This window comes from Paraburkholderia sp. Ac-20347 (assembly GCF_017104805.1).
In the GTDB taxonomy this organism is placed as follows: Bacteria; Pseudomonadota; Gammaproteobacteria; order Burkholderiales; family Burkholderiaceae; genus Paraburkholderia; species Paraburkholderia tropica.
In genome coordinates this window covers 1-23,739 of the sequence record NZ_JAAGPN010000125.1, presented here as the reverse complement: position 1 = coordinate 23,739, position 23,739 = coordinate 1, and the positions used below count along the sequence as shown (strand labels likewise).

Annotated in this window: 23 protein-coding genes and 6 pseudogenes; 10 read left to right on the top strand and 19 right to left on the bottom strand. The window is 59.0% G+C overall.

Features of this window, described 5'->3' with window-relative positions:
* Positions 1–127: 127 nt before the first annotated feature.
* Both G3N97_RS22780 and G3N97_RS22775 read right to left on the bottom strand, forming a co-directional pair.
* Positions 128–697, bottom strand: a pseudogene (locus G3N97_RS22780) (family 1 encapsulin nanocompartment shell protein); the annotation flags it as partial.
* A gap of 11 nt (positions 698–708) precedes the next feature.
* Complete coding sequence (locus G3N97_RS22775) at positions 709–951, bottom strand: hypothetical protein (RefSeq protein ID WP_205995224.1); 243 nt, start codon at positions 949–951, stop codon at positions 709–711.
* Positions 952–1,413: 462 nt separating this feature from the next.
* Between G3N97_RS22775 and G3N97_RS22770 the strand changes: the two genes are divergently transcribed.
* From G3N97_RS22770 to G3N97_RS22760, 3 genes are read left to right on the top strand one after another with little or no spacing between them, the layout of a single operon-like run.
* Complete coding sequence (locus G3N97_RS22770; RefSeq protein ID WP_205995223.1) at positions 1,414–1,830, top strand: hypothetical protein; 417 nt, start codon at positions 1,414–1,416, stop codon at positions 1,828–1,830.
* Positions 1,831–1,852: 22 nt separating this feature from the next.
* On the top strand, positions 1,853–2,311 hold the full coding sequence (locus tag G3N97_RS22765) for a hypothetical protein (RefSeq protein ID WP_205995222.1): 459 nt from the start codon (positions 1,853–1,855) through the stop codon (positions 2,309–2,311).
* Positions 2,312–2,345: 34 nt separating this feature from the next.
* The gene (locus G3N97_RS22760) at positions 2,346–2,681 is read left to right on the top strand and encodes a DUF6566 family protein (RefSeq protein WP_205995221.1); all 336 of its coding nucleotides are present in this window, start codon (positions 2,346–2,348) and stop codon (positions 2,679–2,681) included.
* Positions 2,682–2,736: 55 nt separating this feature from the next.
* On the opposite strand, the gene G3N97_RS22755 is transcribed toward G3N97_RS22760, so the two are convergent.
* From G3N97_RS22755 to G3N97_RS22745, 3 genes and pseudogenes are all read right to left on the bottom strand, one after another.
* Complete coding sequence (locus tag G3N97_RS22755) at positions 2,737–2,985, bottom strand: hypothetical protein (protein ID WP_205995220.1); 249 nt, start codon at positions 2,983–2,985, stop codon at positions 2,737–2,739.
* A 78-nt stretch (positions 2,986–3,063) separates the two neighbouring features.
* Positions 3,064–3,585, bottom strand: a complete 522-nt coding sequence (locus G3N97_RS22750) for a DUF1269 domain-containing protein (RefSeq protein ID WP_205995219.1) — start codon at positions 3,583–3,585, stop codon at positions 3,064–3,066.
* A 14-nt stretch (positions 3,586–3,599) separates the two neighbouring features.
* Positions 3,600–4,481, bottom strand: a pseudogene (locus G3N97_RS22745) (LysR family transcriptional regulator).
* A gap of 671 nt (positions 4,482–5,152) precedes the next feature.
* Here G3N97_RS22745 and G3N97_RS22740 point away from each other — a divergent pair.
* Together G3N97_RS22740 and G3N97_RS22730 are read left to right on the top strand one after the other, a co-directional pair.
* Entirely contained in the window at positions 5,153–5,548 is a 396-nt protein-coding gene (locus G3N97_RS22740) for a hypothetical protein (RefSeq protein ID WP_205995218.1), read from the top strand.
* A 770-nt stretch (positions 5,549–6,318) separates the two neighbouring features.
* Positions 6,319–6,576: a DUF2171 domain-containing protein gene (locus tag G3N97_RS22730; RefSeq protein ID WP_205995217.1), complete on the top strand. Its 258-nt coding sequence runs from the start codon at positions 6,319–6,321 to the stop codon at positions 6,574–6,576.
* Between the two features lie 122 nt (positions 6,577–6,698).
* On the opposite strand, the gene G3N97_RS22725 is transcribed toward G3N97_RS22730, so the two are convergent.
* Positions 6,699–7,202 (bottom strand): DUF1269 domain-containing protein, encoded by a 504-nt coding sequence (locus G3N97_RS22725; protein WP_205995216.1) that lies wholly within the window; start codon positions 7,200–7,202, stop codon positions 6,699–6,701.
* 442 nt (positions 7,203–7,644) lie between these two features.
* Between G3N97_RS22725 and G3N97_RS22720 the strand changes: the two are divergent.
* Positions 7,645–9,181, top strand: a pseudogene (locus G3N97_RS22720) (FAD-dependent oxidoreductase).
* A gap of 83 nt (positions 9,182–9,264) precedes the next feature.
* Here the strand turns inward: G3N97_RS22720 and G3N97_RS22715 are convergent.
* The 4 genes from G3N97_RS22715 to G3N97_RS22700 form a co-directional block, all read right to left on the bottom strand.
* A complete protein-coding gene (locus G3N97_RS22715) occupies positions 9,265–10,425 on the bottom strand; it encodes an NAD-dependent formate dehydrogenase (RefSeq protein WP_205995215.1) in 1,161 nt (386 codons plus the stop codon).
* Positions 10,426–10,443: 18 nt separating this feature from the next.
* Positions 10,444–11,823: a F0F1 ATP synthase subunit beta gene (atpD, locus tag G3N97_RS22710; RefSeq protein ID WP_205995214.1), complete on the bottom strand. Its 1,380-nt coding sequence runs from the start codon at positions 11,821–11,823 to the stop codon at positions 10,444–10,446.
* 9 nt (positions 11,824–11,832) lie between these two features.
* On the bottom strand, positions 11,833–12,258 hold the full coding sequence (locus G3N97_RS22705; RefSeq protein WP_205995213.1) for a TOBE domain-containing protein: 426 nt from the start codon (positions 12,256–12,258) through the stop codon (positions 11,833–11,835).
* A 227-nt stretch (positions 12,259–12,485) separates the two neighbouring features.
* The gene (locus G3N97_RS22700) at positions 12,486–12,941 is read right to left on the bottom strand and encodes a DUF1269 domain-containing protein (protein WP_205995212.1); all 456 of its coding nucleotides are present in this window, start codon (positions 12,939–12,941) and stop codon (positions 12,486–12,488) included.
* Between the two features lie 221 nt (positions 12,942–13,162).
* On the opposite strand from G3N97_RS22700, the gene G3N97_RS22695 reads away from it, so the two are divergent.
* Complete coding sequence (locus tag G3N97_RS22695; RefSeq protein ID WP_205995211.1) at positions 13,163–13,546, top strand: DUF3331 domain-containing protein; 384 nt, start codon at positions 13,163–13,165, stop codon at positions 13,544–13,546.
* A 170-nt stretch (positions 13,547–13,716) separates the two neighbouring features.
* On the opposite strand, the gene moaD is transcribed toward G3N97_RS22695, so the two are convergent.
* The 8 genes and pseudogenes from moaD to G3N97_RS22655 all read right to left on the bottom strand — a co-directional run.
* Positions 13,717–13,974, bottom strand: coding sequence for a molybdopterin converting factor subunit 1 (gene moaD / locus G3N97_RS22690; protein WP_205995228.1), 258 nt, complete (start codon positions 13,972–13,974; stop codon positions 13,717–13,719).
* 52 nt (positions 13,975–14,026) lie between these two features.
* Positions 14,027–14,480 (bottom strand): annotated as a pseudogene (locus G3N97_RS22685) (molybdenum cofactor biosynthesis protein MoaE); the annotation flags it as partial.
* A 125-nt stretch (positions 14,481–14,605) separates the two neighbouring features.
* A complete protein-coding gene (moaA, locus tag G3N97_RS22680; protein WP_346778108.1) occupies positions 14,606–15,673 on the bottom strand; it encodes a GTP 3',8-cyclase MoaA in 1,068 nt (355 codons plus the stop codon).
* Between the two features lie 154 nt (positions 15,674–15,827).
* A complete protein-coding gene (locus tag G3N97_RS22675; protein WP_205995209.1) occupies positions 15,828–16,739 on the bottom strand; it encodes a bestrophin family ion channel in 912 nt (303 codons plus the stop codon).
* A 133-nt stretch (positions 16,740–16,872) separates the two neighbouring features.
* Positions 16,873–17,880, bottom strand: a complete 1,008-nt coding sequence (cydB, locus tag G3N97_RS22670) for a cytochrome d ubiquinol oxidase subunit II (protein WP_205995208.1) — start codon at positions 17,878–17,880, stop codon at positions 16,873–16,875.
* 4 nt (positions 17,881–17,884) lie between these two features.
* Entirely contained in the window at positions 17,885–19,273 is a 1,389-nt protein-coding gene (locus G3N97_RS22665) for a cytochrome ubiquinol oxidase subunit I (RefSeq protein WP_205995207.1), read from the bottom strand.
* A gap of 99 nt (positions 19,274–19,372) precedes the next feature.
* Positions 19,373–21,649, bottom strand: a complete 2,277-nt coding sequence (locus tag G3N97_RS22660) for an FdhF/YdeP family oxidoreductase (protein WP_205995227.1) — start codon at positions 21,647–21,649, stop codon at positions 19,373–19,375.
* Positions 21,650–21,985: 336 nt separating this feature from the next.
* A pseudogene (locus tag G3N97_RS22655) lies at positions 21,986–22,240 on the bottom strand (cytochrome d ubiquinol oxidase subunit II); the annotation flags it as partial.
* A gap of 5 nt (positions 22,241–22,245) precedes the next feature.
* Between G3N97_RS22655 and G3N97_RS22650 the strand changes: the two are divergent.
* Positions 22,246–22,551 (top strand): hypothetical protein, encoded by a 306-nt coding sequence (locus G3N97_RS22650; protein ID WP_205995206.1) that lies wholly within the window; start codon positions 22,246–22,248, stop codon positions 22,549–22,551.
* A gap of 5 nt (positions 22,552–22,556) precedes the next feature.
* Here the strand turns inward: G3N97_RS22650 and G3N97_RS22645 are convergent, their stop codons facing one another.
* On the bottom strand, positions 22,557–22,790 hold the full coding sequence (locus G3N97_RS22645) for a hypothetical protein (protein WP_205995205.1): 234 nt from the start codon (positions 22,788–22,790) through the stop codon (positions 22,557–22,559).
* 28 nt (positions 22,791–22,818) lie between these two features.
* On the opposite strand from G3N97_RS22645, the gene G3N97_RS40195 reads away from it, so the two are divergent.
* Together G3N97_RS40195 and G3N97_RS40190 are read left to right on the top strand one after the other, a co-directional pair.
* A complete protein-coding gene (locus G3N97_RS40195; protein ID WP_205995204.1) occupies positions 22,819–22,992 on the top strand; it encodes a methyl-accepting chemotaxis protein in 174 nt (57 codons plus the stop codon).
* 161 nt (positions 22,993–23,153) lie between these two features.
* Positions 23,154–23,600: pseudogene (locus G3N97_RS40190) on the top strand (methyl-accepting chemotaxis protein).
* Positions 23,601–23,739 lie beyond the last annotated feature (139 nt).

Genomic DNA, 23,739 nt, shown 5'->3' with positions numbered 1-23,739 from the left:
TCCCGCAAAACCTCACCTAAGACAGTAAAAGACGAAGAAGTTGGCGCGCAGGAGTGATGATTCTGCGCCACGAGGGTGGGTCAGTTTTAGATGCAAAAAGTGGGTCAGTTTCTACTGCAAATCAACACGGGTAGCCCTGATCGCGCGCTTCGGTGAGTGCGGTATAGGCATCGGCACCGAGTAGCACGGAGTAGGGACCGTCGACGCCGGCAAGGCGCAGGGCTTCCAGTGCATTGCTGATAGCAGTGGGATAGTCGCTCACGTCGTTCGGCAGCGTGACCTGGGCATGGGATGATGCGGGGCGCACGCCCACGATCCCGGCGGCTGCGTAGCCGTCGAAGACGGCACGATCCTCCGCGAAAGCGAGTGCCTTTGCCGCGTCTTTCGCAGGTTGCCAGTTAGCGTCTCCCGCGCCGCGTTCGACATCGTCGACGTCTTCGCGCTGCAGTTCGAAGGTAGCGACAAGTTGTACGACCGATCGCGCTTCGCGCAACTTCGCGTCGACGCCCGGCAGCAACGCGGCGATCGCACGCTGATGGCCGGTACCCACGGCAGCTAACGTGGCGCCTGCCGGCTCCTTTACGTCGACGACGCGGCGGCCGGCGACCGAGCGCTTGAACGAGCGGGCGACCTCTGCCTCGATTTGCTTCCAGGCGACGCTTGATATCGGCGCTAGTTCGCGATGAAGGTTGTGCATAACGGGATGTCTTATACGCACCGGCGTTCATAGCGCCGCTTGCGTGTCGAGCGGGCTGTCGTGTTGCCGATCATGGCGCACGCGTTCCAGGTGCGAGAGCCGGAGTCGCTATTCACGACCGTGGTGGCGTCGCCGCGGTTGTCGGGCAGGTGTGCGGGCAGCTCGAAGCGCAGGTCGATCGTCGCCGCAATAAAGTTCGCGAAGGCGCTGACGGAACACATCACGGCTTGCGGCTCGGGACCTTCCCTCTTCATCGGACGACTCCTGAATAACGATGCGTGATATCCGCCAGTGTGATATCCAGACGGTCAATACGTTGAATCACACTGTTTCAGTACGGCGAGAAGCTGCCTTTCAATACACCGTGGACTATCCGGAAGACCGCGCCCGGGGTCGGGTGAAATCGCGGCGAAACCAAAAAGGGACAATTTGACGATTGAATTCTATTGTCGGATTCAGCGGATGTGAACATCTCGCCATCCGATACTTTATATCGGCGAATTCATGACCGAGCCAATTCACGATATCAGGTATCAGGTTCAGGAGAGGAATCCGGCAATTTCGCGTGGTGAATTTCGATGTACGATTTCCCGAATGTGGCGATAAATGCATTGCATTGGTCACACGAAATGCATGAGGCGCCGTTCGGCCCGGGAGTAATGCGGGCGGCGCGATTCGGAAGCTTGGATCGTCGCAGCGTGTCTGAGGGGAACGTCATGAACGGCATTATCGGAGGATACGTCGGTGGCGTCGGAGCGAAGAGAGCGCCGCTCAATCCTGTGTTCGGTCCCGACCTGATCACGATCGAGCGGCTGGTTGAACTCTTCAATGAACAGGATGGGCTCGTCGTGCTACGCGTGCTTCCCGTTTCCACTCCGCTCGCTTACGAGCTATCGCTCTATGCGGAGCATGGAATGTTCGTGTTATTGCTCAATATGACTGAGGGGAACGATAGTGCGATCCTCGACATCCTTTCGCTGTCCGGTCTTGATTTTGGTTTCGTCAGCGTGCCGGGCGATATCTGTCCACGCCGTGCCGTGACGCGCGATTTTGCCGTGGTGAGAAGGGTCTTTCGTGTAGTTGCCGAACTTGGCTCATTGCCGGTGGGCTCGAGTCTGCCACCGGTCCGGTAGTGCTTTCCAACAGGGTTCAGTGATGAAATTCGATAACGAGGCGAGCGCGCGCGTGGATGCGCGCAAAAAAGCCGGGCCGCACCTGACCACGCACGAACATGTGGGGCTGAACGGCAAGATTGCGGTCGCCATTACCAACGTGGTGGGGACAATGTGGTGCGCTTATGTCTTTGCGGCGATCGCACTTGTGAGCTTACCCTCTGCTATCCAAAGCGGCGTTTCAGCGCTCGTTGCGTGGATCGCCCAGACCTTTTTGCAGCTCGTCCTGCTTTCGGTAATCATGGTCGGCCAGAAGGTGGCAGCAGCCGCATCCGACAAGCAGGCATTGCAAACCTACAAGGACGCCGAGGCACTCCTGAAACTGCAGGACGAAATGCGCAGCCTCATTGAAGTTAACAATACGCTAACGGAAGCAATTCATCGCGCAGTGCAGGAGATGAGAACCTCGACGACCGGACGGCCGGCCGCGCCGGCGGATTGACGATCAGCAGCCTGCGTAATCACGGAGACTCCGGATGGTCCCAACCGAGAATGTGACGTACAACGGGTTTGTGATAACGACACGATCCCGCAACAACGAGCGCGGTGGCTGGATCGCGCACGTGGAGATTCGTCGCGACGGCCGTTTGTTTGCGACCTGTAGCCCTGACACCGTCCAGCCGGAATGGTTGACGGAGACGGAGGCCAATCGGGATGGCCTCGAGCGGGGCTTCAAGTTCATCGACCGCATAAAGAACGACCATCAGGATCGCTCATGGGTTGCCGTTCGCGAGCACGCGGAGCGCTGGTTCTTCAGACTCGAAACCTCGCAGGAAGCGCAGCAGATCGTCCGCGATCTCGATGCGCACTGAGGGAACCCGCTAGCGCGGTCGAACCACGCATGCACCGTGGCCGTACCGCGCCGCATCAGCTGTCGTCGACATTGTCGGCGTAGTGATCGATTGCGACCTTGCACTCGTCTACGATGACCCGAAGCTGGTCCGGCGTTGGCGACTCGACCCAACGCGAGACATGTACGAAGCGGTCGGTTCCCAGATCGGCGATGCGGGCGGCGTCTGTCGTAGTGACCGTGACGTGCGCCACGGCCCGGTTGTTCGGGAGCGGCGCGAGGCTCGAGGCAATCTGGAAACGACGGTAGTTCTCAGTGGTGTTCATGTTGGCAGACATATCGGTCGACCCTTTCCCGGGATGGTGAAACCGCGCTGCGTGCGAATCAGGCTGCAACGCAACGCCTTACCACGATAGCGATTGTGTGAAGACTTTGCCGCCATAACCGCGCACGACGTCCTCCACTTCATTGTCGGGCGGATTCCTGGTTTCGAGAATGAGCGCGAAGGTCCCCGGACGGAGTTCGAGTTCAATCGCGCCCGTTAGTTTCTTGTCCAGAACGTGCTCCACCGCCCGACCCGCGAGCCCGACACCCGCGCCTGCGACAGCGCCCGCGATTGCGCCGGGCGGTCCACCCAGCAGACCGATCAGCGCACCGCTTACTGCGCCGATCACGACGCCCCAGTGCGGCTCGCTGTATTGCGTCAGCACGTGCAGCTTGCCGTCCGCAGTCTTTTCGACCATCACGCCGCTTTCAATCTTGAAGTCATCGTCCTTTTCGAAATTGTGCAGATCACGCGAAGCTCTTTGAGCGACATCCAGATTGCCAAACGTTGCCACGATCAGTTTCTGAGTCATGCCCCCTCCTGTGATCATCATCCGGGACTCTTCAAGATAGTCAATCGGGATGCTCGCGTCATTGAGCATTATTCCGATATTAACTATTGGCTTAACGCCTCCGAAATGTAGCTCCTGAGCGTATCGACGACTTTACGGACCCGCAGGGCAATTGGACGCTGCGGCTGGATAAGCAGGTTCAGGGCAAGCGCGGGCACTTCGTACTGGGGAAGCACCCGCACCAGTTCGCCGGTCGCGAGGGCATCCTTCACGGCCGGCGCTTCGAGCACACCGAGCCCGAGTCCAGCCAGAACGAGTTCATACATCGGACGCCAATGCGTCGTCTTGATGATCGTCTGAACCGGCACGGTATCGATGAGCTCGCCGTCCCGGCAGAGGGGTAGCAGGTCCGCATCGAAAGCACCCTTCACGCGGATCAGATTGTGTCGCGAGAGATCCTCCAGGTCGTCGATCGCGTCGCTGCGGCTCAGATAATCTGGCTAAGCAACGAGCACGCGTTCGATGTCCCCAAGCGGCCACGCGATGTACGCACCGTCGCCCAGCTGCCCCAGACGAAACGAGATATCGACGCCCTCGGTGACAAGATCGGTGACCTTGTCGTTGAGCACGAGTTCGATGTCGATGCGCGGAAAGCTTTCACGGATACGCTTGACGCCCTCCGGCAGAAGGGTTTCGCCGAAGCAATGCGGTGCTGCAATACGGATCGCGCCCTTCATTGCCTGTTCGTCGTTCGAGACTTCGGCCACGGCTTGCTCCACAGCGCCTAGAACAGCCTTGCTGCGTTCGTGGAAGATGATTCCCTCAGGCGTGCACTTGAAGGCGCGCGCGTTGCGCAGCAGCAGGCGGCATCCAAGGTACTTTTCGAGCCGCTCGATGCGCTCGCTGACGGCCGGCTGGCCGATGTCCAGATCTCTTGCCGCGCCCGAGATGCTGCCTCTTTCTACAACTCTGACGTAAATCCGCATGGCCTCCAGCAGATTCACATTGCGTTCCCTGCCGTGGCCGGGGATATTCGCGGTGCGTCCTTCCGTAAGTGGCGTTGACATACGATTCCTCTCATTTCCTTAACTCCAATGCTTGCGTCGCATCCAGAAGGGGCGACGTGGCGATGGAACAAGAGTAAGAGGGGGAACTCATGCGTGGAACGCACAAATCGCCTTCACTGAGTAGAGTACAGTTTGGATGCACGAGCGCCGGGTAAAGAGCGTAGATAACAGTTGGGGCCCTGGCCAGCCCTGAACTGTTATGGAAGCTGGATCGCCCAATGCCGGGAGCGCCGGCGCAAGCCGCCTGCACAGGCCGCCGCGGGCGCGTGAAGCGGGACTTCGAGGCGGCGGACCCTGACGTGTCGCGGAAGTGCTTACGGCAGGTGCGAGAACGCAGCAATGCTGCTGCGAGCGTTGGCTTGCTTGGCGAGTTTCAATTCGCTTTCAGAGGCGTAGTCGAGGTCCCACGGCGCGCGGCATCACTTCGCGACTTACGGGATGTGGGGATTGGGCTGATCGCGAGTGCCACGGCCGCAGACGCGCTCGCGTTGCGCTATCTGCCGCTCACGCCGGCGTTTACGTCAATCGCGTACCACGTCAAAAATAAATTTGTAGTCCTGATTTTTAGCTAACCCGATCTCGACGCAAGCGTGAAAGATTTCCTTTTGCAGCGCTATATAGCGGCCGCGGCGGTCCTGCTCCAGGAAATCGGAGTCAACGATCTGCTCGCCCGTTTGACGACGCGTGGGCGCTGGTCGCAGCCCACCGGCGGACTGCCTTCGATCATTCAGTCGGTGTTCGGCGCGGAGCCGACTGGATCGGCCAGCGTGAACAGCCTTGCATTCGAACGCGCTTTCCTGTCGCGTAAGCTGCCGCACGCGGATCCGGCCACATTTTCGATGTGCGAGCAGATGTGCTGCCGCCTGATGGAGGAGCGGCGCACGCGGCTCGGCACCGCGAAACTGATTCAGCATTATCTGAACGCCAATCTCGGCACGATGCCCTCGAAGCTGGAGGATGTCGCCCAATTGATCAAAATGAGTTAACGAACGCTTAAACGCCGCTTGCTGAACGAGGGCACAACGTTCAGGGCACTCCTTGCCGAATCGCGCGGTGCAATGGCGCAATAGCTCCTGAGCGACGGCAGGCTTTCGCGCGGCGAAATCGCGGAACGTCTGGGGTTTATTGATTTATCGAGCTTTCCACAAGCGTTCAAACGCTGGTACGGCACGGCGCCTGGCGAATTTCGCAAGACGCCGGGCACGGACAGCCGTTAGGGAAAGCTGCGCCATGCGTGCGTCGCATCGCCCGACGGTGCAGCACGTGCAAACCTGCCTCTGTCGGTGTAGTGTTGACCTGTCAGTCTGCCTGGTCGGGACGATTTAACTGCGCACCGATACATTGCATCGGCGTTATGCCCTCGCAAACGATACGGGCGTATCCACGTGCTTTTGGCCGTGGTAGTCTGAATGCAATGAAATAGCATTCATCGCTCATACGCGTGACCTGCGGTAGGAGGGGCTCAGTAATCGGTCGCGCCTTCACGAAGCAGGCCTTGATCGCCGTCGCCGCGTGCCGTCGTCGAGGTCAATCCTGGAGACATTCAAAGACCTGAAGGCACAGGTGACCGAGCTAGAGGAGCACGCAGCGGCGCCTGAGCTGCGGCGTTCGTGAAGGTCCTCCAGACATTCGGGCAAAGATTGCCGAAAATGGGTGTACGAGAGGACATGTTCGGACGCGGCTGGGCTGCTTGCGAAAAGGGCGGACTGGGTATCGGAAAGGTGAGTCAGTGCACCAGACACAAGTGGAGGCTACGATGAGCGGAAATGAAAATGTAAGAGAAAGTATGGAGGTTGTCGGTGCCGATGGCGTGTTTATCGGTACGGTCGATCGCGTCGAGGGAAATCGCATTAAGCTGGCAAATAGCAATGGCTTCGGTAAGCACAAGAAGCACCATCACTACATTGACATGGGGCTCGTGGCGGGCGTCGAAGGTGAGAAAGTCCGTCTTTTCATTAGCGCAGATATGGCTGTTGCGCTGGTGGACGAGGAGAGATCTGGTGGTCCTGCCTGACCGCATCAATCATGGCGAGTTGACAGGTCTTACAGTCGTCGCGAAGCGTTACGAGAAAACGTGCTCGACTTGTTCATGGCTCCATTCTCTCAAGAACGGGAGCCTCCACCAGACCCAAGGGGTTAGCTGTTCGTAGAATCTTTTGCCTTGGACAGTGCCTCAACGAGCTTCAGTTCATCGTCGATGGAAAGATTGGTGTAGAGCACCGTTCCCCCGAGCTTCGCGAGATCCGCTTCCACTTTATCAAGCGTCACGTCCCTCAGGAGCGCGAATACTGCCGCAGCGCCAGGCGGAATCTTTTGTGCCAGTGACTTCACAAAATCGTTCTTCACACCATATTCACTCAGCTTTCCCGCCAGGGCCCCCGATGCTGAGCCTACCGCAGCGCCCAAGAGCGGGTCGAGAAAAAGCCAGCCAATCAGTGTTCCCCAAAATGCCCCTCGGAGAGCGCCTTCAGCTGTCGCGCTAACTGTCTGATGCAACTTGACCTTACCGTCGGCAGTTCGCTCTACGACGACGGCATTCTTCAATTCGAGAAGGTACTCGCTCTGTAGTGACTGAAGCTCTTGCAACGCTCTTTCTGCGGCCGCCTCATCTTGATAGGTAATCGCGATCAGCGTAGACATGAATGCTCCTCAGGGTACGGGGTGGGAAAACAAGGGAGAGAATTAAAAATAGTAACGACCGAGACGCGCAAGGGCTGCTGGCCCAATTAATTATAACGACGCGGGTCACGAGTGAAACGGGAAAAATACGTCGATTTTTTATAAAATTGGCCAATACTTACTATTGGCTAAATCAGTGGGTCAGCGCGATCGGAAGTTAAAGGAACGAAGTGACTCATGTAGCGTTCTGAAGCTAACCACACCAATATGCCGCGGGGCTCTCAAGGTCGTTATCCCACGCAATCAGCTTCGGCGTCGTCAACCGATGTCACAGCGAGGGGATCATCGCGTCTGGGCTTCAGTGATTTATCGCTGCGTCGCCCGATGGCGCAGCATGTGCAGACGAGCGTGCGTCGGTGTAATGTGTGACCTCACACGTGTGGCATCAGCAAGGAGCGACGCAATGGCTAATAGCTCGTCCCCGCCTTCCTGTGGCGACCTCACGCAAGGCGTGGCGCTTGAGGAGATTGTCGAAGGCGGCGTCGTGACAGGAACCGTTCGGGGCGAACCCGTGTTGCTCGCGCGCAGGGGCGGCGAACTGTTTGCCGTCGCAGCCACCTGCACGCACTATGGCGCCCCTCTCGCAGAAGGCCTGCTGGTCGGCGACACGATTCGATGTCCGTGGCACCATGCTGCGTTTTGCCTGCGGGATGGACGGGTGACGCGGCCGCCCGCTCTCGACAATCTCAAACACTGGCGTGTGGAGCAGAACGATGGACACGTATTCGTGCGCGACCTGCTGCCGGCGGCGCAGCCTCCGAAATTGACAATCGCGCAGCCCCCGAAATCGATCGCGATCGTGGGCGGCGGCGCAGCCGGCAATGCGGCAGCCGAGACGCTTCGCAGGGAAGGGTACGAAGGCCCCGTGACCATGTGGATTGCCGACACTTCACAGCCTTATGATCGGCCCAACCTGTCAAAAGACTATCTTGCCGGGACGGCGAGTCCCTCATGGCTGCCTTTGCGCTCGCCTGAGTTTTACTCGAAGCATCGTATTGATGTTCGATGCGGTCATCGCGTCGTACGACTGGATCCGCGAAACAAGGACATAACGCTTTCCGACGGAAGGCGCGAACGCTACGGTGCGTTACTCCTTGCGACAGGCGCACGGCCCAGACGTATGTCCGTTCCAGGCGCGGACCTGCCTCACGTTGCAGTGCTGAGAACGCTCTCCGATTGCGACGCGTTGATTGCGCAAATCGGGACTGCGAGACGGTGCGTCGTGGTGGGTGCAGGATTCATCGGACTCGAGGCCGCGGCTGCCTTGCGCGCACGAGGAGTGGCGGTAGACGTCGTGATGCGTGGTGCGCATCCGATGGAACGCGTCCTGGGTGCGGCCGCTCGGCGACATGCTCAGAGCGCTGCACGAGTCGCATGGCGTGACCTTTCATGTTGCCGAGGTCACCCAAATCGAATCGGACCGTGTGACGCTCACCACAGGCAGAGCACTGGTTGCAGACGTGATCCTGACAGGCATCGGCGTTGACCCCGAGGTGGCACTGGCGCAGGAAGCGGGGCTCGACATGGATCGGGGAGTGCTCGTCAACGAGTACCTACAGGCGAGTGCCCCAGACGTGTATGTCGCGGGCGATATTGCGCGCTGGCCAGACCCGGGAACGGGCGAGCGCATTCGTGTGGAGCATTGGGTCGTGGCGGAGCGCCAGGGCGTGGTGGCCGCGAGGAACATGCTGGGGCAGCGCCAGCACTTTGCAGCGGTGCCATTTTTCTGGACCCAGCATTACGACGTGGCGATCAACTACGTGGGGCACGCAGAAGGATGGGATCGTGTCGATATCGAAGGGGATCCCGGTGCCCATGCATGTACCGCGACCTATTGGAGAAACAGCAGGCGCCTCGCGGTCGCGACGGCAGGTCGTGATCTGGATAGTCTTCGAGCAGAACTCGCCTTCGAAACGCATACGCCGATCGAACAGGCATAGCCTGAATCCAGTGGCGGCCACAGTGGCGGCGCTTCCCGCCGAGCTGGGAGTCGTCCACTGCAAGCCGCCGGGTCAATGGGGCGTCAGGTTAGCTGATACGACGCGCTACCGGTACCTGCGAGATTGCCGCCGTCGACGATGAGATACTCCTCCCGGATTGGAGCGCTCGCGAAGTAGCTCTGCAAAATCTCGAGCGTCCCGGCTGCATACCTTGCCTGTGCCGAGAGCGTGGTGCCCGAAACGTGGGGCGTCATGCCGTTAAAGGGCATGGTCCGCCACGGATGGTCGAGCGGCGCGGGCTGGGGGAACCAGACGTCTCCTGCGTAGCCGGCGATCTGCCTGGACTGTAACGCGCGTATGACTGCATCGCGCTCGACTAACTTCCCGCGAGCGGTATTGATGAGATATGCGCCACGTTTCATTTTTGCAAACAGGGCATCGTTAAAGAAGCCTTCGGTCGACGGATAGAGTGGCAACTGCAGGTTCACGATGTCGACAGAACGGACAAGCGATTCGGCGTCGGCATGGAAGCTCAGCCCCAGATCGTCTTCTATTTCCGGGGCAAGGCGATGTCGTTGCGTATAGTGCAGGGAGAGCCCGAACGGCTTCAGTCTTTGTAGAACGGCGAGACCGATCCTGCCCGCGCCTATCGCGCCGAAGCGCATTCCCTCAATATCGTAGGCCCGCTCAACACAGTCCGCAATGTTCCAGCCGCCAGCCTCCGAGAAAGTGTGCGAGGGCAAATAGTTGCGCACCAGCAGGAGGATCAGCATGACGACCTGCTCCGCGACGCTCACGCAGTTCGAACCCGTGACTTCCGCCACGGTAATCCCGGCTTGCACCGCGGCGCGAAGGTCCACGTGATCTGAACCGATACCGGCCGTCAGGGCGAGCTTGAGTTTTTTCGCCCCGGCGATCCGCTCTTCGGTCAGGTAGGCCGGCCAGAATGGCTGAGAGATGACGACCTCGGCCTCCGGAAGATACCTTTCGAATGTGGAGTCCGGACCATCCTTGTCGCTCGTCACGATCAATTCGTGGCCGAGACTCTCCAGATAGCTGCGAAGTCCAAGCTCGCCAGACACGCATCCGACCAGTTGGCCGGGCTTGAACCCGAGCGGGCCCCTGGGCGTGGGCGCGCTCTGGCCATTTGCGTAGACCGTGATTTCCGGAATCTCGTCACGCACGTATTCTGGTGGGTATCCCGTCACGGGATCCGGGTAGAGAACGCACAGAACAGTTGACATCGTTACGCTCCCGGGCCGCTACTGGATCTGTTTCGCCTTGGCGAAAACGTCGTCGATGCCTCCGACCATATAGAAAGCCTGTTCGGGGAGGCTGTCGCATTTGCCGTCAATGATCATCTGGAATCCCCGGATCGTTTCCTTTAATGGCACGTATTTACCCGGTACGCCCGTAAAAACCTCGGCGACGTGGAATGGTTGGGAAAGAAATCGCTGGACCTTGCGCGCGCGAGTGACGATCAGCTTGTCTTCCGGTGCGAGCTCGTCCATCCCGAGAATCGCAATGATGTCGCGCAGCTCCTTGTAGCGCTGCAATGTCTGCTGGACGCCACGTGCTACCGAATAATGCGCTTCGCCGATCACGTTGGGATCGATCTGACGCGACGTGGAGTCGAGCGGATCGACTGCCGGATAAATTCCCAACGAAGCGATGTCCCGCGACAGAACCACGGTAGCGTCGAGGTGGCCGAATGTCGTGGCAGGGGAGGGATCGGTCAAATCATCTGCCGGAACATACACGGCCTGCACCGAGGTAATTGAACCTTTCCGGGTGGAAGTGATGCGCTCCTGCAATTTCCCCATCTCTTCGGCCAGCGTCGGCTGGTAGCCGACGGCGGATGGCATGCGGCCGAGCAGTGCGGATACTTCGGTGCCTGCGAGCGTGAACCGGTATATGTTGTCAATGAAGAACAATATGTCGAGGCCTTGGTCGCGAAAGTACTCGGCGATAGTGAGGCCCGTTAGCGCAACGCGCAGCCGGTTGCCGGGTGGTTCGTTCATCTGGCCATATACCAGAGTCACTTTGTCCAGAACGTTCGACTCCTTCATCTCATGATAGAAGTCGTTTCCTTCACGGGTGCGTTCTCCGACGCCGGCGAAAACCGAATACCCCCCGTGCTCCTTCGCGATATTGTTGATGAGTTCCATCATGTTGACGGTCTTTCCGACTCCCGCGCCACCGAACAGTCCGACTTTGCCGCCCTTCGCAAAAGGGCAAACTAGGTCGATGACCTTGATTCCTGTTTCCAGAAGTTCCGTAGACGGCGAAAGGTCTTCGAATGGAGGCGCCTTCTGATGAATCGAGCGAACGTGCTCTGAGACGATGGGGCCTGCTTCGTCGATCGGCCGGCCCAGCACGTCCATGATGCGGCCAAGCGTTGCAGTGCCCACGGGGACCGAAATGGGATGCCTCAGGTTCCTGACGACCATCCCGCGTCTCAAGCCGTCGGACGAGCCAAGGGATATGGTGCGCACGACGCCGTCGCCGAGTTGCTGTTCCACCTCGAGTGTCAGCTCGGTGCCCTCGACGACCAGCGCATCGTAGATATTCGGTACGCTCCCGCCGGGGAACTCCACGTCGATAACGGCGCCGATACATTGCACTATACGGCCCTCGTTCATTTTTCTACCTCATTCGACGCCGACAATGACGCTGGATGCTTTGAAAATCGCGCTGGCGCTCTTGCCAATGGAAAGTCCAAGACGCTCAACACTCTCGTTGGTCACAATCGCGACGACGGACGCACCGCTCGGGACGGCGATCTGTATCTCGGAGCTGACAGCCCCTTTGGTAATCGAAGCGATTTTCCCCGAAATATAGTTGCGGGCCGATACCTTTCCGCTCTCGTAGTCGACCAGCACGATAACGGATGATGCCTTGACCAGAGCGAACGCGTTAACGCCTTTGGCGAGACCGAGCGACCGCGCGCTTCCACGCGTGATGATCGCGACGACGTCCAGTTCATCCAGTGTCCGCAGGATGACTTCGTCGTCCATCGGGCCGGATTTGATATCGATGACCTGACCGACGAAATGATTACGCGCACTTGTTCGCATGCGACTCTCCATGTGTGAACGCTATTGCTGTGCGTCTGTGTGGGCACCATGCCCGGCACGTCATGCCATAGTGGGACGATTACGAATCCGATAAGCGACCAGAGAGCAGGTATTGGGCGTTGTTCAGGCCGGTGACGATCGGTTCCGCGTCGTACGCTTCGCAGCGCCTCTTGACGATCTGGCTCACATGACAAATCAAAAAGAAATGCAATGACTCGAGAAAGCAGTCATTCCGGATACGCTTTTCTGTGAACACTGCCACCGTAACCGGTGACGACATTGTCCACGAAAAAGGGCGAGGGTTCGTCCGCTTCGAGTACGACTGCCGCGCGACCTGGCGTTAGCTTCGCCGAAATCGCATTCACCAGCTCATCGTCAAACAGCACACGTAGCGCATGGCCCGTCAACCCGGCGCTCGCCCCCACAGCAAAGCCAATAATCGAGCCGACCGGCCCACCGAGCAGGCCGATGAGCGTCCCCGTCACCGCGCCGATCGTCGTGCCCCAGAAAGACCGCGTTTGCTGCTCAAGAACGGACAGCTTTCCGTCAGGGCTCTTTTCCACCACCACGCCGCTGTGGATCGTGAACCCCTGGCCTTTCTCTGCATAGTCCTTGAAATCCTCACACGCTTTCTCGGCAATAGCGGAATTTTCGAAAACAGCGATGATAAGATTGTTGTCCATGGTAGATAAACCCCGGATCTGAATCCTTTCAGCGTAGACGGTCGCTGCGCGAAAATCCAGTGTGAATAATCGCCAATACTTAATATCGGAACGTCGCAAATATTTTGCGCGCGATGAATGTTAGCATCGCGAAAAGTGTGATTGGGTTTTAAAGAATAAATATAATTGTAATATCGTATGCCTTGTCACTATGTCAAACCCGATTAAAGGAGCGACACGAGATGCAACAATCCAGCGCCGGGGACGCATGGCAGTACACGCTCAATCTCCTCGATGGCGGTTCAGTATTGCGCACGGGCTCGGACAATGAGGGCCACCGCCCTGCATCGGTTACGTTCAGCAAGCAGTCAATGCCTGCGCTGCGCGCGCGTCTGGCGTTTGTCGAAAACTGGTCGGAAAACCTGATTTCCGTCTCGTGGAGCGATCCGACGAACGGGCGATATGCGGAGCAGCCATGGCGGCTGTGCATTGCCAGAAGGCGCGGTATGTGCGCGCTAACGGGGGCGGATATTCTGCGCGGCGACCGGATCTATCGTCCTTTTACGCGTGGAACGCCGCCGGTCAACGCCGACTGGACTGTCCTCGCCTCGGCGCTGGAGAAGTGACGGGGCTATCAAAAAGCTCCCCAAAGCGGGGAACTTTGGGGATCGAGGGGGCGTTATCATTACAACGGGAATCGCACGCAGCGGCGCGATCCGTGGCGGATGTTACCGCTGCGCGGGCACGTGATGAAAGGCGGGGTGGCCGATATCAAATATCGGCTGCATGACAGGCTCTACCCACCAGTGACCGGGGGGAAAAACGCAACCTCGCTATCCTGGCGCAGGACGAAAGTGTCGCCGACCATTTCGTGATTCACGGCGACCCGCACCGCTCTTGAAAAATCGAGCACGTCGGCCACGCGTGGGCCGCGTGCAATGAGGCGCTCGCGCAGGCCATGAATCGTGATCTGCCCGGCATCGACTTCCACGATTTCCTGAGCGACAGCTAGTGTTTCGCGAATGCTCGCGAAGTATTTGATAGTCAGCTTCATCTTTATCTGTTCGTCGATGACATGACTGGCGGGAGGAACAGGCCTTTCAGCCCTAGCGCACCATTGCCTGCTCATCGGCGTGCTTTGCTTCGACCCATTGCGCGGTTCGGTCAGGCCTGATCTCTTTTTTCCAGAACGGAGCATGCGCTTTTAGAAAATCCATGATGAAGTCGCATGCCTCGAAGGCGGCTGCGCGGTGCGCCGCAGCCACGACGACTAGCACGACAGGCTGACCCAGCGCGATACGTCCGCTTCGATGGAGGATTTTTACGGCGTTCAAAGCCCATCGTGCGCAAGTTTCTTCCACGATGCCCCAAAGCGAATGCTCGGTCATGCCGGTAGTGTTCGAGATTGAGCGCGACTACATCATCGGTATCGCCGTTGTTGCGGACGAGACCGATAAAATCCACGAGCGCGCCAATGTCCGGATTTCTCATGATCGGCGAGATTTCAGCGAAGACATCGATCGCTTCTGCCTGCACGCGCACCTCGAAGCCTGCCGCGATGCCGCCATTCAGGCTATCTTGCGTTGGCCGGTGACAGTGCTTCGCCTGCGGACCGCGTGTCGGGTGGCCGATGGGGTGACATAATGAGCGGTCCTCGAAGGAGCGGGAATTGAGGTGCCAAACGTTCAACCGCCAACGAGCGACATGCGGACGGTCGGATAATTTTTGCCGCCCCCACTGCGTCTGCGGTCCAAGTTCAGTTCCGAATATTGATCGTCACGTGCGTTCCAGCGCGACTGGATGACTTCCACCAGCTGCTTGTCGGCAATGGTGTCGTCCAGCCACGGCTTGAGACTTGCGCCGCTGGTGGCGAAGAGACACGTAAAGAGCTGCCCGTCAGCGGATACGCGCGCACGTGAGCATTCGCCGCAGAACGGTTCTGACACGCTCGCAATGAAGCCCACTTCGCCCTCGCCATCTGCATGCCGATAATTCACGGAAGTCGAATCCGCCCCTGCGCAGAGTGCAACGAGCGGAAATTCACTTTCGACAACTGCACGCATTTCACGGGCGCAAAGGACCGTGGATTTCGACCAGGCTGAAGCGCCCCCCACATCCATGAACTCGATGAATCGTACGGCGATATCTGAGCCTTTGAAGTGACGTACCAATGGCAGAATCTGGTTGTCGTTGGCGCCGCGCTCGATCACTGCCTTCACTTTCACCGGCGCGAGACCTACGCCCTGTGCGCGCTCGATGCCGTCGAGAATTCGGGCTACGGGCAGGTCGGTGTCGCTCATGCGGCGAAACACGGCGTCGTCGATTGCGTCCAGGCTCACGGTCACGCTGGACACCCCCGCCTCGCGTAATGCCCTGGCGCGGGCGCCAAGCAACGATCCATTGGTCGTCAGTGCGATGTCGAGCGGCTTTCCGTTCAAGGTCGTCAGGCCCGCGAGGCGTTCTATGAGTGATTCGAGGCCGGGACGAAGCAGCGGCTCGCCGCCTGTAATGCGAATCTTCTTTACGCCGAGCGTAACGAAGGCACGCGAGAGCTTGACCATTTGCTCGAAGGAAAGGCGTTCCGACGCGCGTAAAAAGCGGTAGTTCGCGCCGAATTCCTCGCGTGGCATGCTATAGGTGCAGCGAAAATTGCATTGATCTATCACGGATAGGCGCAAATCCTTCAGTGGGCGTGCCCGCCCACCGAGCACGGTTGTGCGGTTTGCGATGTCAGAAGTGACAGGTTTAGCGATGGCGTTCACGATTTGGATCAGGGCCGCAACGAACAAGGGGCGACGACATGGCAACAGCATAGTGGTGGGGCAAGCGCCGCTCGAGGCACAGTTGACGCATGATCGAACCGGTACAGTTGCGGGGAGATCGGCTCAAATGAGTTCGCGTGTCCACTCAGGTAAGCTGATACGGGCGAACGGGAGCAACCGGGGCGGGAACTGGACGACCACATAGCTCCAGAACGGAGCGTTCAATATTGCGCGACATCGCGTCGAGTGCGAGCGCATTGGGCGCGACGCTGAACGGATCGGCGACTTCACTCGCAATCGCTTCGAGCGCTATCAGCGTATAGGCAATGAAAACGCACAGCAGCGGCGTAAAAAACTCCGTGGAATCCACGAGCCCGAACGGCAGCAAAACGCAGTAGGCATAGACGGTTCGATGCAACAACACGTTATAGGCAAACGGAATCGGCGTTGCGGCGATACGTTCGCAGCCGCCCAATGCCTTGCCCAGTTCGTCGATCTGTGCGTCCAGCATCCACAGCTTCGTGTCGGGCGTATGAAGACGATGCTTCGGGAGCGAGAGCTCGCGCCGTATTTCGTTGAGAATGTACATTGGTTGATAGATCTGGCTGCCTACGATCTCGGCCTGCTCGCGACCGAGGAGCCGCTGAAAATCCATCGTGGGATCGGTGCCGCGCAGTTCGTGCTTGAGGGCGTAAATGAATCCGACAATCAGCTGGGCGATGCGCAAGGTGTCTGCGCGCTCTGGAATGTAGCAAAGCATCTGCGAAGTGAGCGTGCGTGATGCGATTAGAAAAACACCCCAGAGATGCCGCGCTTCGTTGAAGCGCTCATAACTCGCATTGTTTCGAAACGCGAGGAATATAGCCAGTGCGACGCCGAACAGGGTGAAGGGCGCGGTGTTGAGCGGGATCTTTTCTCCAAATACGCGCCCGTGCGTGAAGACCGCTAGGGTACTCACCACCGCCATGAAGCACAGTTGTGGGATGATGGATGAAAGAACCGAGCCGTTCCAGACGAACAGCAACCGGAACCAGTTTTCTCGGGGCCGGACGATCATGATGGACTTTTATTATCTGGAATATGGAAATACGTTCGCCTGGCCTTAAGGCATGCGCGATCAATTCAGGTTTCCTCGCTTGCGCGCGCTGTAGTTGTTCGCAGCTTGCGCGCGCCGCGAAGAATCATCTGTTTCAGTGATAACCGTGGTCTCCTTCGCGCACCTTGCCGCGGAACACCCGATATTGCATCGCGTTGTAAACGAGAATGATCGGCAACACGATGATCGTGCCGACCAGGGCAAACAGCTGGCTCGACTGGCTCGACGACGCGTCCCAGATCGTGAGTGATGGCGGAATGATGTACGGCCAGATGCTGATAATAATACCGGTGTAACCGAGGAAGCAGATTGCCAGGGATAGCAGGAAGGGCGTCGATTCGTGGCTGCGGTTAAGCGCGCGGTAGATGCCCGCGACGCACAGCACAACCAGAATCGGAACTGGCAGGAACCAGCCGAGATTGCCGCTGAAAAACCATCGCTGTCTCACGGCGGGCAGGCCTAGCACCGTCCAGAGGCTGACGATGGCAATCGCGAGGAGCAGAACCGCGAGCAGCGGGCGCATCACCACGCGCATCTTGCGCTGAAGCTCGCCGTCGGTCTTCAGGATCAGCCAGCCGCAGCCGAGCGTCGCATACGTGAGCAACACGCCGAAACCGCAGAAGACGCTAAACGGAGAGAACCAGTCGAACGGGTCGCCCGCGAACTTGTCGTCGACGATCTTGATCCCCTGCAACAGCGATCCGAGCGTGATACCCTGACACATTGCCGCGAGCGCCGAACCGCCGATGAACGCGAGATCCCATGCATGTTGCGTGCGTGTAGCTTTTGCGCGCAACTCGAACGCCGCGCCACGGAAAATCAGGCCGACCACCATGAGAATCAGCGGCATGTAGTTGGCGGGCAGCAGCGTTGAGTAGACGACCGGGAATGCGCCATAGAGACCGGCGCCACCGAGCACGAGGAATGTTTCGTTGCCGTCCCATACCGGCGCGACGGTATTGAGCATCACCTCGCGTTCGGCTTTCCCTTCGAAGAACGGAAACAGCAGCCCGATGCCCAGATCGAAGCCGTCGAGCATCACGTAGATGAAAACGCCGAGTCCAATGATGATTGCCCAGATCACAGGAAGATCGATTTGCATGGCGTCATTCCCCCACCACAGCGTCGAGTGCGCGATTGTGCAGTCCCGGATACTTGAGCGATTCGATGCTTTCCACCCCGGTGGCCGGACCCTTTTTCATCATCTTGAGCATGTAATAGACGCCCGTTCCGAACACGAGAAAATAGACAATCACGAAGATCAGCAGCGAAACACCCGCCTGCTGGGCGCCGATGGGCGACATGGAGTCGACGGTACGCACGATGCCGTACACGGTCCACGGCTGCCTGCCCACTTCGGTCGTAATCCAGCCCGCCAGCAGTGCCAGAATTCCGGATGGGCCCATGCACAATACGAACCACTGGAACCAGCGCGCTTCATAGAGGCGCCCGCCGCGACGAAGCACAAGTGCGACCACGGCGGTAAGCAACATCAGCATGCCGAGTCCGGCCATGATGCGGAACGTCCAGAAGATAATTGGCGAAAACGGGCGATCCTCCGGGGGAAACTCCTTGAGCCCGCGAATTTCGCCGTTCCAGCTGTGGGTGAGAATCAGGCTGCCGAGATGCGGGATGCGGATCGCGTAACGCGTCACTTCCGCGCTCATGTCGGGAAAGCCGATTAAATTGAGCGCGGTGCCTCCGTGCTCGGTTTCCCACAGCCCTTCAATTGCGGCGATCTTCGCCGGCTGATACTCCCGGGTATTGAGACCGTGCGCGTCGCCGACCAGGATCTGAATGGGTGCGAGAAAGAGCAATATCCACAGCGCCATCGAGAAACTGCGCTTCACCGGCACGTCGCGCCGCCCCTGAAGCAAATGCCACGCGCCGCAGGCGGCCACGATAAAGCCCGCGACGATAAAGGCTGCCATGGTCATATGCGCCAGACGGAAAGGGAATGAAGGATTGAAGATCACCTTCCACCAGTCCACCGGCACGATCCGGCCATTTTGAATCGCGTAGCCTTGCGGCGTTTGCATGAAGCTGTTCGACGAGAGAATCCAGAATGTCGAAATGAGCGTGCCGATCGCGACCATGAGCGTGGCGAAAAAATGCGCTTTCGGACTCACGCGATTCCAGCCGAACAGCATGACGCCGAGAAAACCCGCCTCGAGAAAGAATGCGGTCAGGACTTCATAGGTCAGCAGTGGCCCCGTGATATTGCCCGCAATCGTCGAGAATCCGCTCCAGTTCGTCCCGAACTCGTAAGCCATCACGACGCCCGAGACCACGCCCATGCCGAACCCCACCGCGAAAATCTTCGACCAGAAGCGGTACATGTCTTTATAGGCCGCATCGCCCGTGAGGAGGAGGCGCCATTCGAGCACGGCGAGAAAGCTTGCCATGCCTATGCTGATCGCCGGAAAGACGATGTGAAACGAGACGGTGAATGCGAACTGCAGCCTGGCGAGATGAAATGCGTCGAAGATGTCCATGATTCTTCTGAGCTCCTGGTGACGACTGCATTTGCCTGCCAAAGACAGGCCGGCCGGGGGAAGCCGGGCACCCGGCCGGACTACCGGAATTACATGAGACTAGTTTCCCGCCGCGCGCACGACATGCACGGGCACCGACTTGTACGAAGGCGTTCCGCTTTCCTTGTCGATATAGTCCAGCGGGACAAGTACGTTGGCTTCCGGGTAATAGGCCGCCACGGAACCGCGTGCGATGCTGTACACAATGGCCGTGATGTTCTTGAGCCGCAGCTTGCGGCCCGATGTGACCGTTTCGATGTCGACAAGATCGCCGTGTTCGATGCCGTACGCGGCCATGTCGTCCACGTTCATGAAGAGCACGTCGCGCCGGCCGAACACGCCGCGGTAGCGGTCGTCCATCGCGTAGATCGTCGTGTTGTACTGGTCATGACTGCGGATCGTGATGAGCCGCAGCACGTTTTCCGCACCCAGCACGTCGGCGTCTTCTTTCACGCCGCCATAGACGGAGAACTCGGCCTTGCCCGATGGCGTGTGCCACTGCCGCTCGGTCGGCGGAAGCGGCAGCCGGAATCCGCCCGGTACACGAATGCGCCGGTTGAAGTCCTCGAAGCCGGGTACGGTCTGCTCGATCAGATCGCGAATCTTGTCGTAGTCGGCGATCAGGTCCATCCACGCCACTTTGGTGGCGGGCAGCGTGGCGCGCGCCATGCCGGCAACAATCGCGGGTTCGGAGCGCAACTGTTCGGAAGCGGGCGTGAGCTTGCCGGCCGATGCATGAACCATGGACATCGAATCTTCCACCGTGATGGATTGACGCCCTGTACCCTGCATGTCGAGTTCCGTGCGGCCGAGGCACGGGAATAGATAGGTTTCCTTCGAAACGAGCAGATGCGTTCGATTGAGCTTCGTGCCGATGTGCACGCCCAGGTCGAGTGCAGCCATCGCAGGAAACGACTGTTCGGAGTCGGGTAGCGCAACGGCGAAATTGCCTCCCAGACAGAGCAGCGCCTTGGCCTTGCCGTCGATCATGGCTTGGATGGCTTGTACCGCGTCGTGACCGTGCGCTTCGGGCGGCGTGAATCCGCAGGCCTTCTCGATCAGCCCGAGAAACGCTTTCGACGGCTTTTCGGTGATGCCCACCGTGCGGTTGCCTTGCACATTCGAGTGGCCGCGCAGCGGACAGATGCCGGCGCCGGGCTTGCCGAAATTGCCGCGTAGCAACAGCAGATCGGCGATCAAGCGTACGTTGGCGGTGCCTTTATTGTGCTGCGTGATGCCCATGCCGTACGTGACGATCGTCGCGTTCGAGTTGGCGTAGGCGATCGCCACATGCTCGAGGTCCGGCCGTGTGAGGCCACTGGCTTTCTCGATGTCTTCCCACGAGGTGGCCTCGAGATCCGCCGCGAAAGCGTCGAAGCCTTCGGTGTGTTGAGCAATGAATGCCTGGTCGAGTATGCCCCCTTGCTCCGACTCCATCTGCAGCAGCGCTTTCATGACGCCCTTGAGCGCGGCCGCGTCGCCGCCGGCGTCCAGCTGAAAGTAGGTGGACGCGATGCGGGTCGAGCCGAACGTCGCCATTTCAATCATGCTTTGCGGATCGGCAAAGCGTTCGAGCGCGCGCTCGCGCAGCGGATTGAAGACGATGATCGGCACGTTTCGCCGCGAAGCTTCGTGCAACGTGCCCATCATGCGTGGATGGTTCGTGCCCGGGTTGTGACCGATGGAAAGAATGAGTTCGGTAGAATCGAAATCTTCGAGCGAGACAGTGCCTTTGCCGATCCCGATCGATTGCGGCAGACCAACACTGGTCGGCTCGTGGCACATGTTCGAGCAATCGGGGAAATTGTTCGTTCCGTACTCGCGTGCGAATAGTTGATACAGAAACGCCGCCTCGTTGGAGGCGCGCCCAGACGTATAGAACTCGACCTGGTCCGGAGAGAGCGAGCGCAGGATCTCACCGATGCGCGCGAACGCGTCTTCCCAGTCGACGGGTTGAAACTTGTCGGTGGCGCGGTCGTAAACCAGCGGATGTGTGAGCCGCCCCATGTCTTCGAGCTCATAGTCCGTTTTCTGCAGCAGCGAGCTGACTGTGTTCGCAGCGAAGAATTCCGGTGTGACCCGCTTCGTGGTGGCTTCCCAAGTCACCGCCTTTGCACCGTTCTCGCAGAACTGGAACGTGGACCGGTGTTCCTTGTCCGGCCACGCACAACCGGGGCAATCGAAGCCGTCGGGTTGATTGGTCCGCATCAGCGTAACGGGCGCCTCGATGCTTTCCATTTGATCGTGAATCGCCTGCGCGGTTGCTTTGAGCGCACCCCAGCCGCCGGCGGGGCCGGTGTAGGGATGGACGCCGGGCACATCACGTAGTTTCGTCATGGGAAACTCCATTGGGTTTTCTACGCACGCTGCGAAAAACCGGGACAATGCCATAGCGGGACCGCACAGGTTCGCGGATTGATATCCTGCGCGTCACGCTTGATTCTAGGCAATCCCGAATTCGGAACAAGATTAAATTCTTGAGTTTGAATTTTTATTTTATCGCTATGTATATTCGGATATCTCGATCTCCATTGCGGGACACGCACCCTCCCGTGAAGATCGTCTAAAAAAATGAGGTGGAGCTAAAATTCTCCACCTCATTCTAGGAATGCAGCGCGTTGTCGTGAACTGTCGCCTGACCGATACTATCTATCGGGAGTGTAGGCGATAGTGTCAGTGCTTGACCGGTACAACCGTGCCTCGGAAGAGATGATATTGATAGAGGTTGTACCCGATCATGACCTGAAACACGATACCGATGCCGAACAGCATAAACGTAAGCGTGGTGCTGTCCGAGGCAGCGGCGGCTATGGTCAGCTGCCCAGGCACAACGTACGGGAACGTGATGATCGCGAGTCCCGCGAACGAGATGACGAAGAGCAGCGTCGTGTCCACGAGCGGGCCGTGTTCGCCGCGTATGAGAATGGACGATCATGGGCGTGCGCTTAGATAAACTGAAGATCAGCAATCAAATCATTGCGGACACGTTCCGCGCGAACGAATTAGTCTATCAGTCGCTGGAGGCGCAGACTTCCCAGAAGCGGGTCGCTGGGGACGAACATGCCGAAGCGGTGATCAACGAGAACAACGCGCGCTATAGGCGATTGCGCGGCGCGTCAACGCGGATGCGGGCCGTGCCGTTTTCAGCCGCGTTTCGAACGTCCATGACGCGTATGAGGTGGCGATGGCGCCCGCGTATGGACAACTCCGCGGGCACGACAGCCCCGGCGCTCGCCTAACGTTGTCACATGCCGTGCCATTGCGCGGTCGCCTCGTCGTGCAGCAGGGCGAGTTTCTCGATTACGTGCAGGAGCTGATGGATGCATCGGGCAGGGAAACGAGCGAGGCCTATGCTGCGGCGTGCGGCGTGCGGCGTGCTGTGGATTTGCGCACTGATCGCCATCATCGTGGCCTGCGTGCTGGCGGCGATGGTGACACGTTCGATATTCCGTCCGCTCCACCATGTCGTGGAAGGCACTGGTGCCCTCGCGTGAGGCGATCAGAGTGTGCATCTTGACATCGTGCGGCAGGACGAGATCGGTGTGCTCGCCGATGCCGTGAACACCGCGATTGCGCAGTTGGGGCAGATCGTCGGTGGCGTCAAGCAGGCGAGCAAGTCGATTTCGAGCGCGACGCAGCAGTTTGCAGCGGGCAACACCGATCTTTTCGCAGCGAACTGAAGAGCAGGCCGCCTCCCTCGAGCAAACCGCCTCGAGCATGGAGCAGCTCACTGTGACTGTGCGCCAGAACGTAGACAGCGCACGCGAGGCGAGCGAACTGTCGAGATCCGCGCGATGTTGCCTGCCGTGGCGGAGAAGAGGTGTAACGCGTGGTATAAACCATGCAACAGATATCGGATAGCTCTGCCAAGGTGGCGGAGATTGTTAGCGTGATCGAGGGAGGCGCCTTGCAGACCAGCATCCTTGCCCTGAATGCCGCAGTCGAAGCGGCGCGGGCGGGCGAGGAGGGGCGCTGCTTCGCCGAGGTTGCCGGCGAAGTCCGCTCCCTCGCGCAGCGAACCGCAACGGCCACACGTGAAATCTCCGTGCTGATCGGCGAATCAGTGACGCGCGTGAAAGCAGGCTGCGGGTAAGTGGCCGATGCGGGCGGTACCATTCACGAAATCGTTCAATGGGCGGGACGCGTCACTGAAATCATGAGCGAGATTTCGTCCTCTTCGCACGAGCAGAGTACCGGCATCGAACAGGTGAATCAGGCGATCAACCAGATGGAACACGCCACGCAGCAGAACGCGGCCTTGTCCGAAGAGGCTGCAGCCGCTGCATAGACCATGGCGCAGCAGGCACAGGCACAGGCACAGGCACAGGCACAGGCACAGGCACAGGCACAGGCACAGGCACAGGCACAGGCACAGGCACAGGCACAGGCACAGGCACAGGCACAGGCACAGGCACAGGCACAGGCAC

Coding starts and splice junctions, on each gene's coding strand:
- G3N97_RS22730 (WP_205995217.1), top strand. CDS start 6,319: ATGAGCGGAAATGAAAATGTAAGAGAAAGTATGGAGGTTGTCGGTGCC.
- G3N97_RS22705 (WP_205995213.1), bottom strand. CDS start 12,258: ATGCGAACAAGTGCGCGTAATCATTTCGTCGGTCAGGTCATCGATATC.
- G3N97_RS22760 (WP_205995221.1), top strand. CDS start 2,346: ATGGTCCCAACCGAGAATGTGACGTACAACGGGTTTGTGATAACGACA.
- G3N97_RS22715 (WP_205995215.1), bottom strand. CDS start 10,425: ATGTCAACTGTTCTGTGCGTTCTCTACCCGGATCCCGTGACGGGATAC.
- G3N97_RS22755 (WP_205995220.1), bottom strand. CDS start 2,985: ATGAACACCACTGAGAACTACCGTCGTTTCCAGATTGCCTCGAGCCTC.
- G3N97_RS22695 (WP_205995211.1), top strand. CDS start 13,163: ATGCAACAATCCAGCGCCGGGGACGCATGGCAGTACACGCTCAATCTC.
- cydB (WP_205995208.1), bottom strand. CDS start 17,880: ATGCAAATCGATCTTCCTGTGATCTGGGCAATCATCATTGGACTCGGC.
- G3N97_RS22665 (WP_205995207.1), bottom strand. CDS start 19,273: ATGGACATCTTCGACGCATTTCATCTCGCCAGGCTGCAGTTCGCATTC.
- atpD (WP_205995214.1), bottom strand. CDS start 11,823: ATGAACGAGGGCCGTATAGTGCAATGTATCGGCGCCGTTATCGACGTG.
- G3N97_RS22750 (WP_205995219.1), bottom strand. CDS start 3,585: ATGCTCAATGACGCGAGCATCCCGATTGACTATCTTGAAGAGTCCCGG.
- G3N97_RS22775 (WP_205995224.1), bottom strand. CDS start 951: ATGAAGAGGGAAGGTCCCGAGCCGCAAGCCGTGATGTGTTCCGTCAGC.
- G3N97_RS22700 (WP_205995212.1), bottom strand. CDS start 12,941: ATGGACAACAATCTTATCATCGCTGTTTTCGAAAATTCCGCTATTGCC.
- G3N97_RS22650 (WP_205995206.1), top strand. CDS start 22,246: ATGGGCGTGCGCTTAGATAAACTGAAGATCAGCAATCAAATCATTGCG.
- G3N97_RS22770 (WP_205995223.1), top strand. CDS start 1,414: ATGAACGGCATTATCGGAGGATACGTCGGTGGCGTCGGAGCGAAGAGA.
- G3N97_RS22725 (WP_205995216.1), bottom strand. CDS start 7,202: ATGTCTACGCTGATCGCGATTACCTATCAAGATGAGGCGGCCGCAGAA.
- G3N97_RS22765 (WP_205995222.1), top strand. CDS start 1,853: ATGAAATTCGATAACGAGGCGAGCGCGCGCGTGGATGCGCGCAAAAAA.
- G3N97_RS22675 (WP_205995209.1), bottom strand. CDS start 16,739: ATGATCGTCCGGCCCCGAGAAAACTGGTTCCGGTTGCTGTTCGTCTGG.
- moaD (WP_205995228.1), bottom strand. CDS start 13,974: ATGAAGCTGACTATCAAATACTTCGCGAGCATTCGCGAAACACTAGCT.
- G3N97_RS22660 (WP_205995227.1), bottom strand. CDS start 21,649: ATGACGAAACTACGTGATGTGCCCGGCGTCCATCCCTACACCGGCCCC.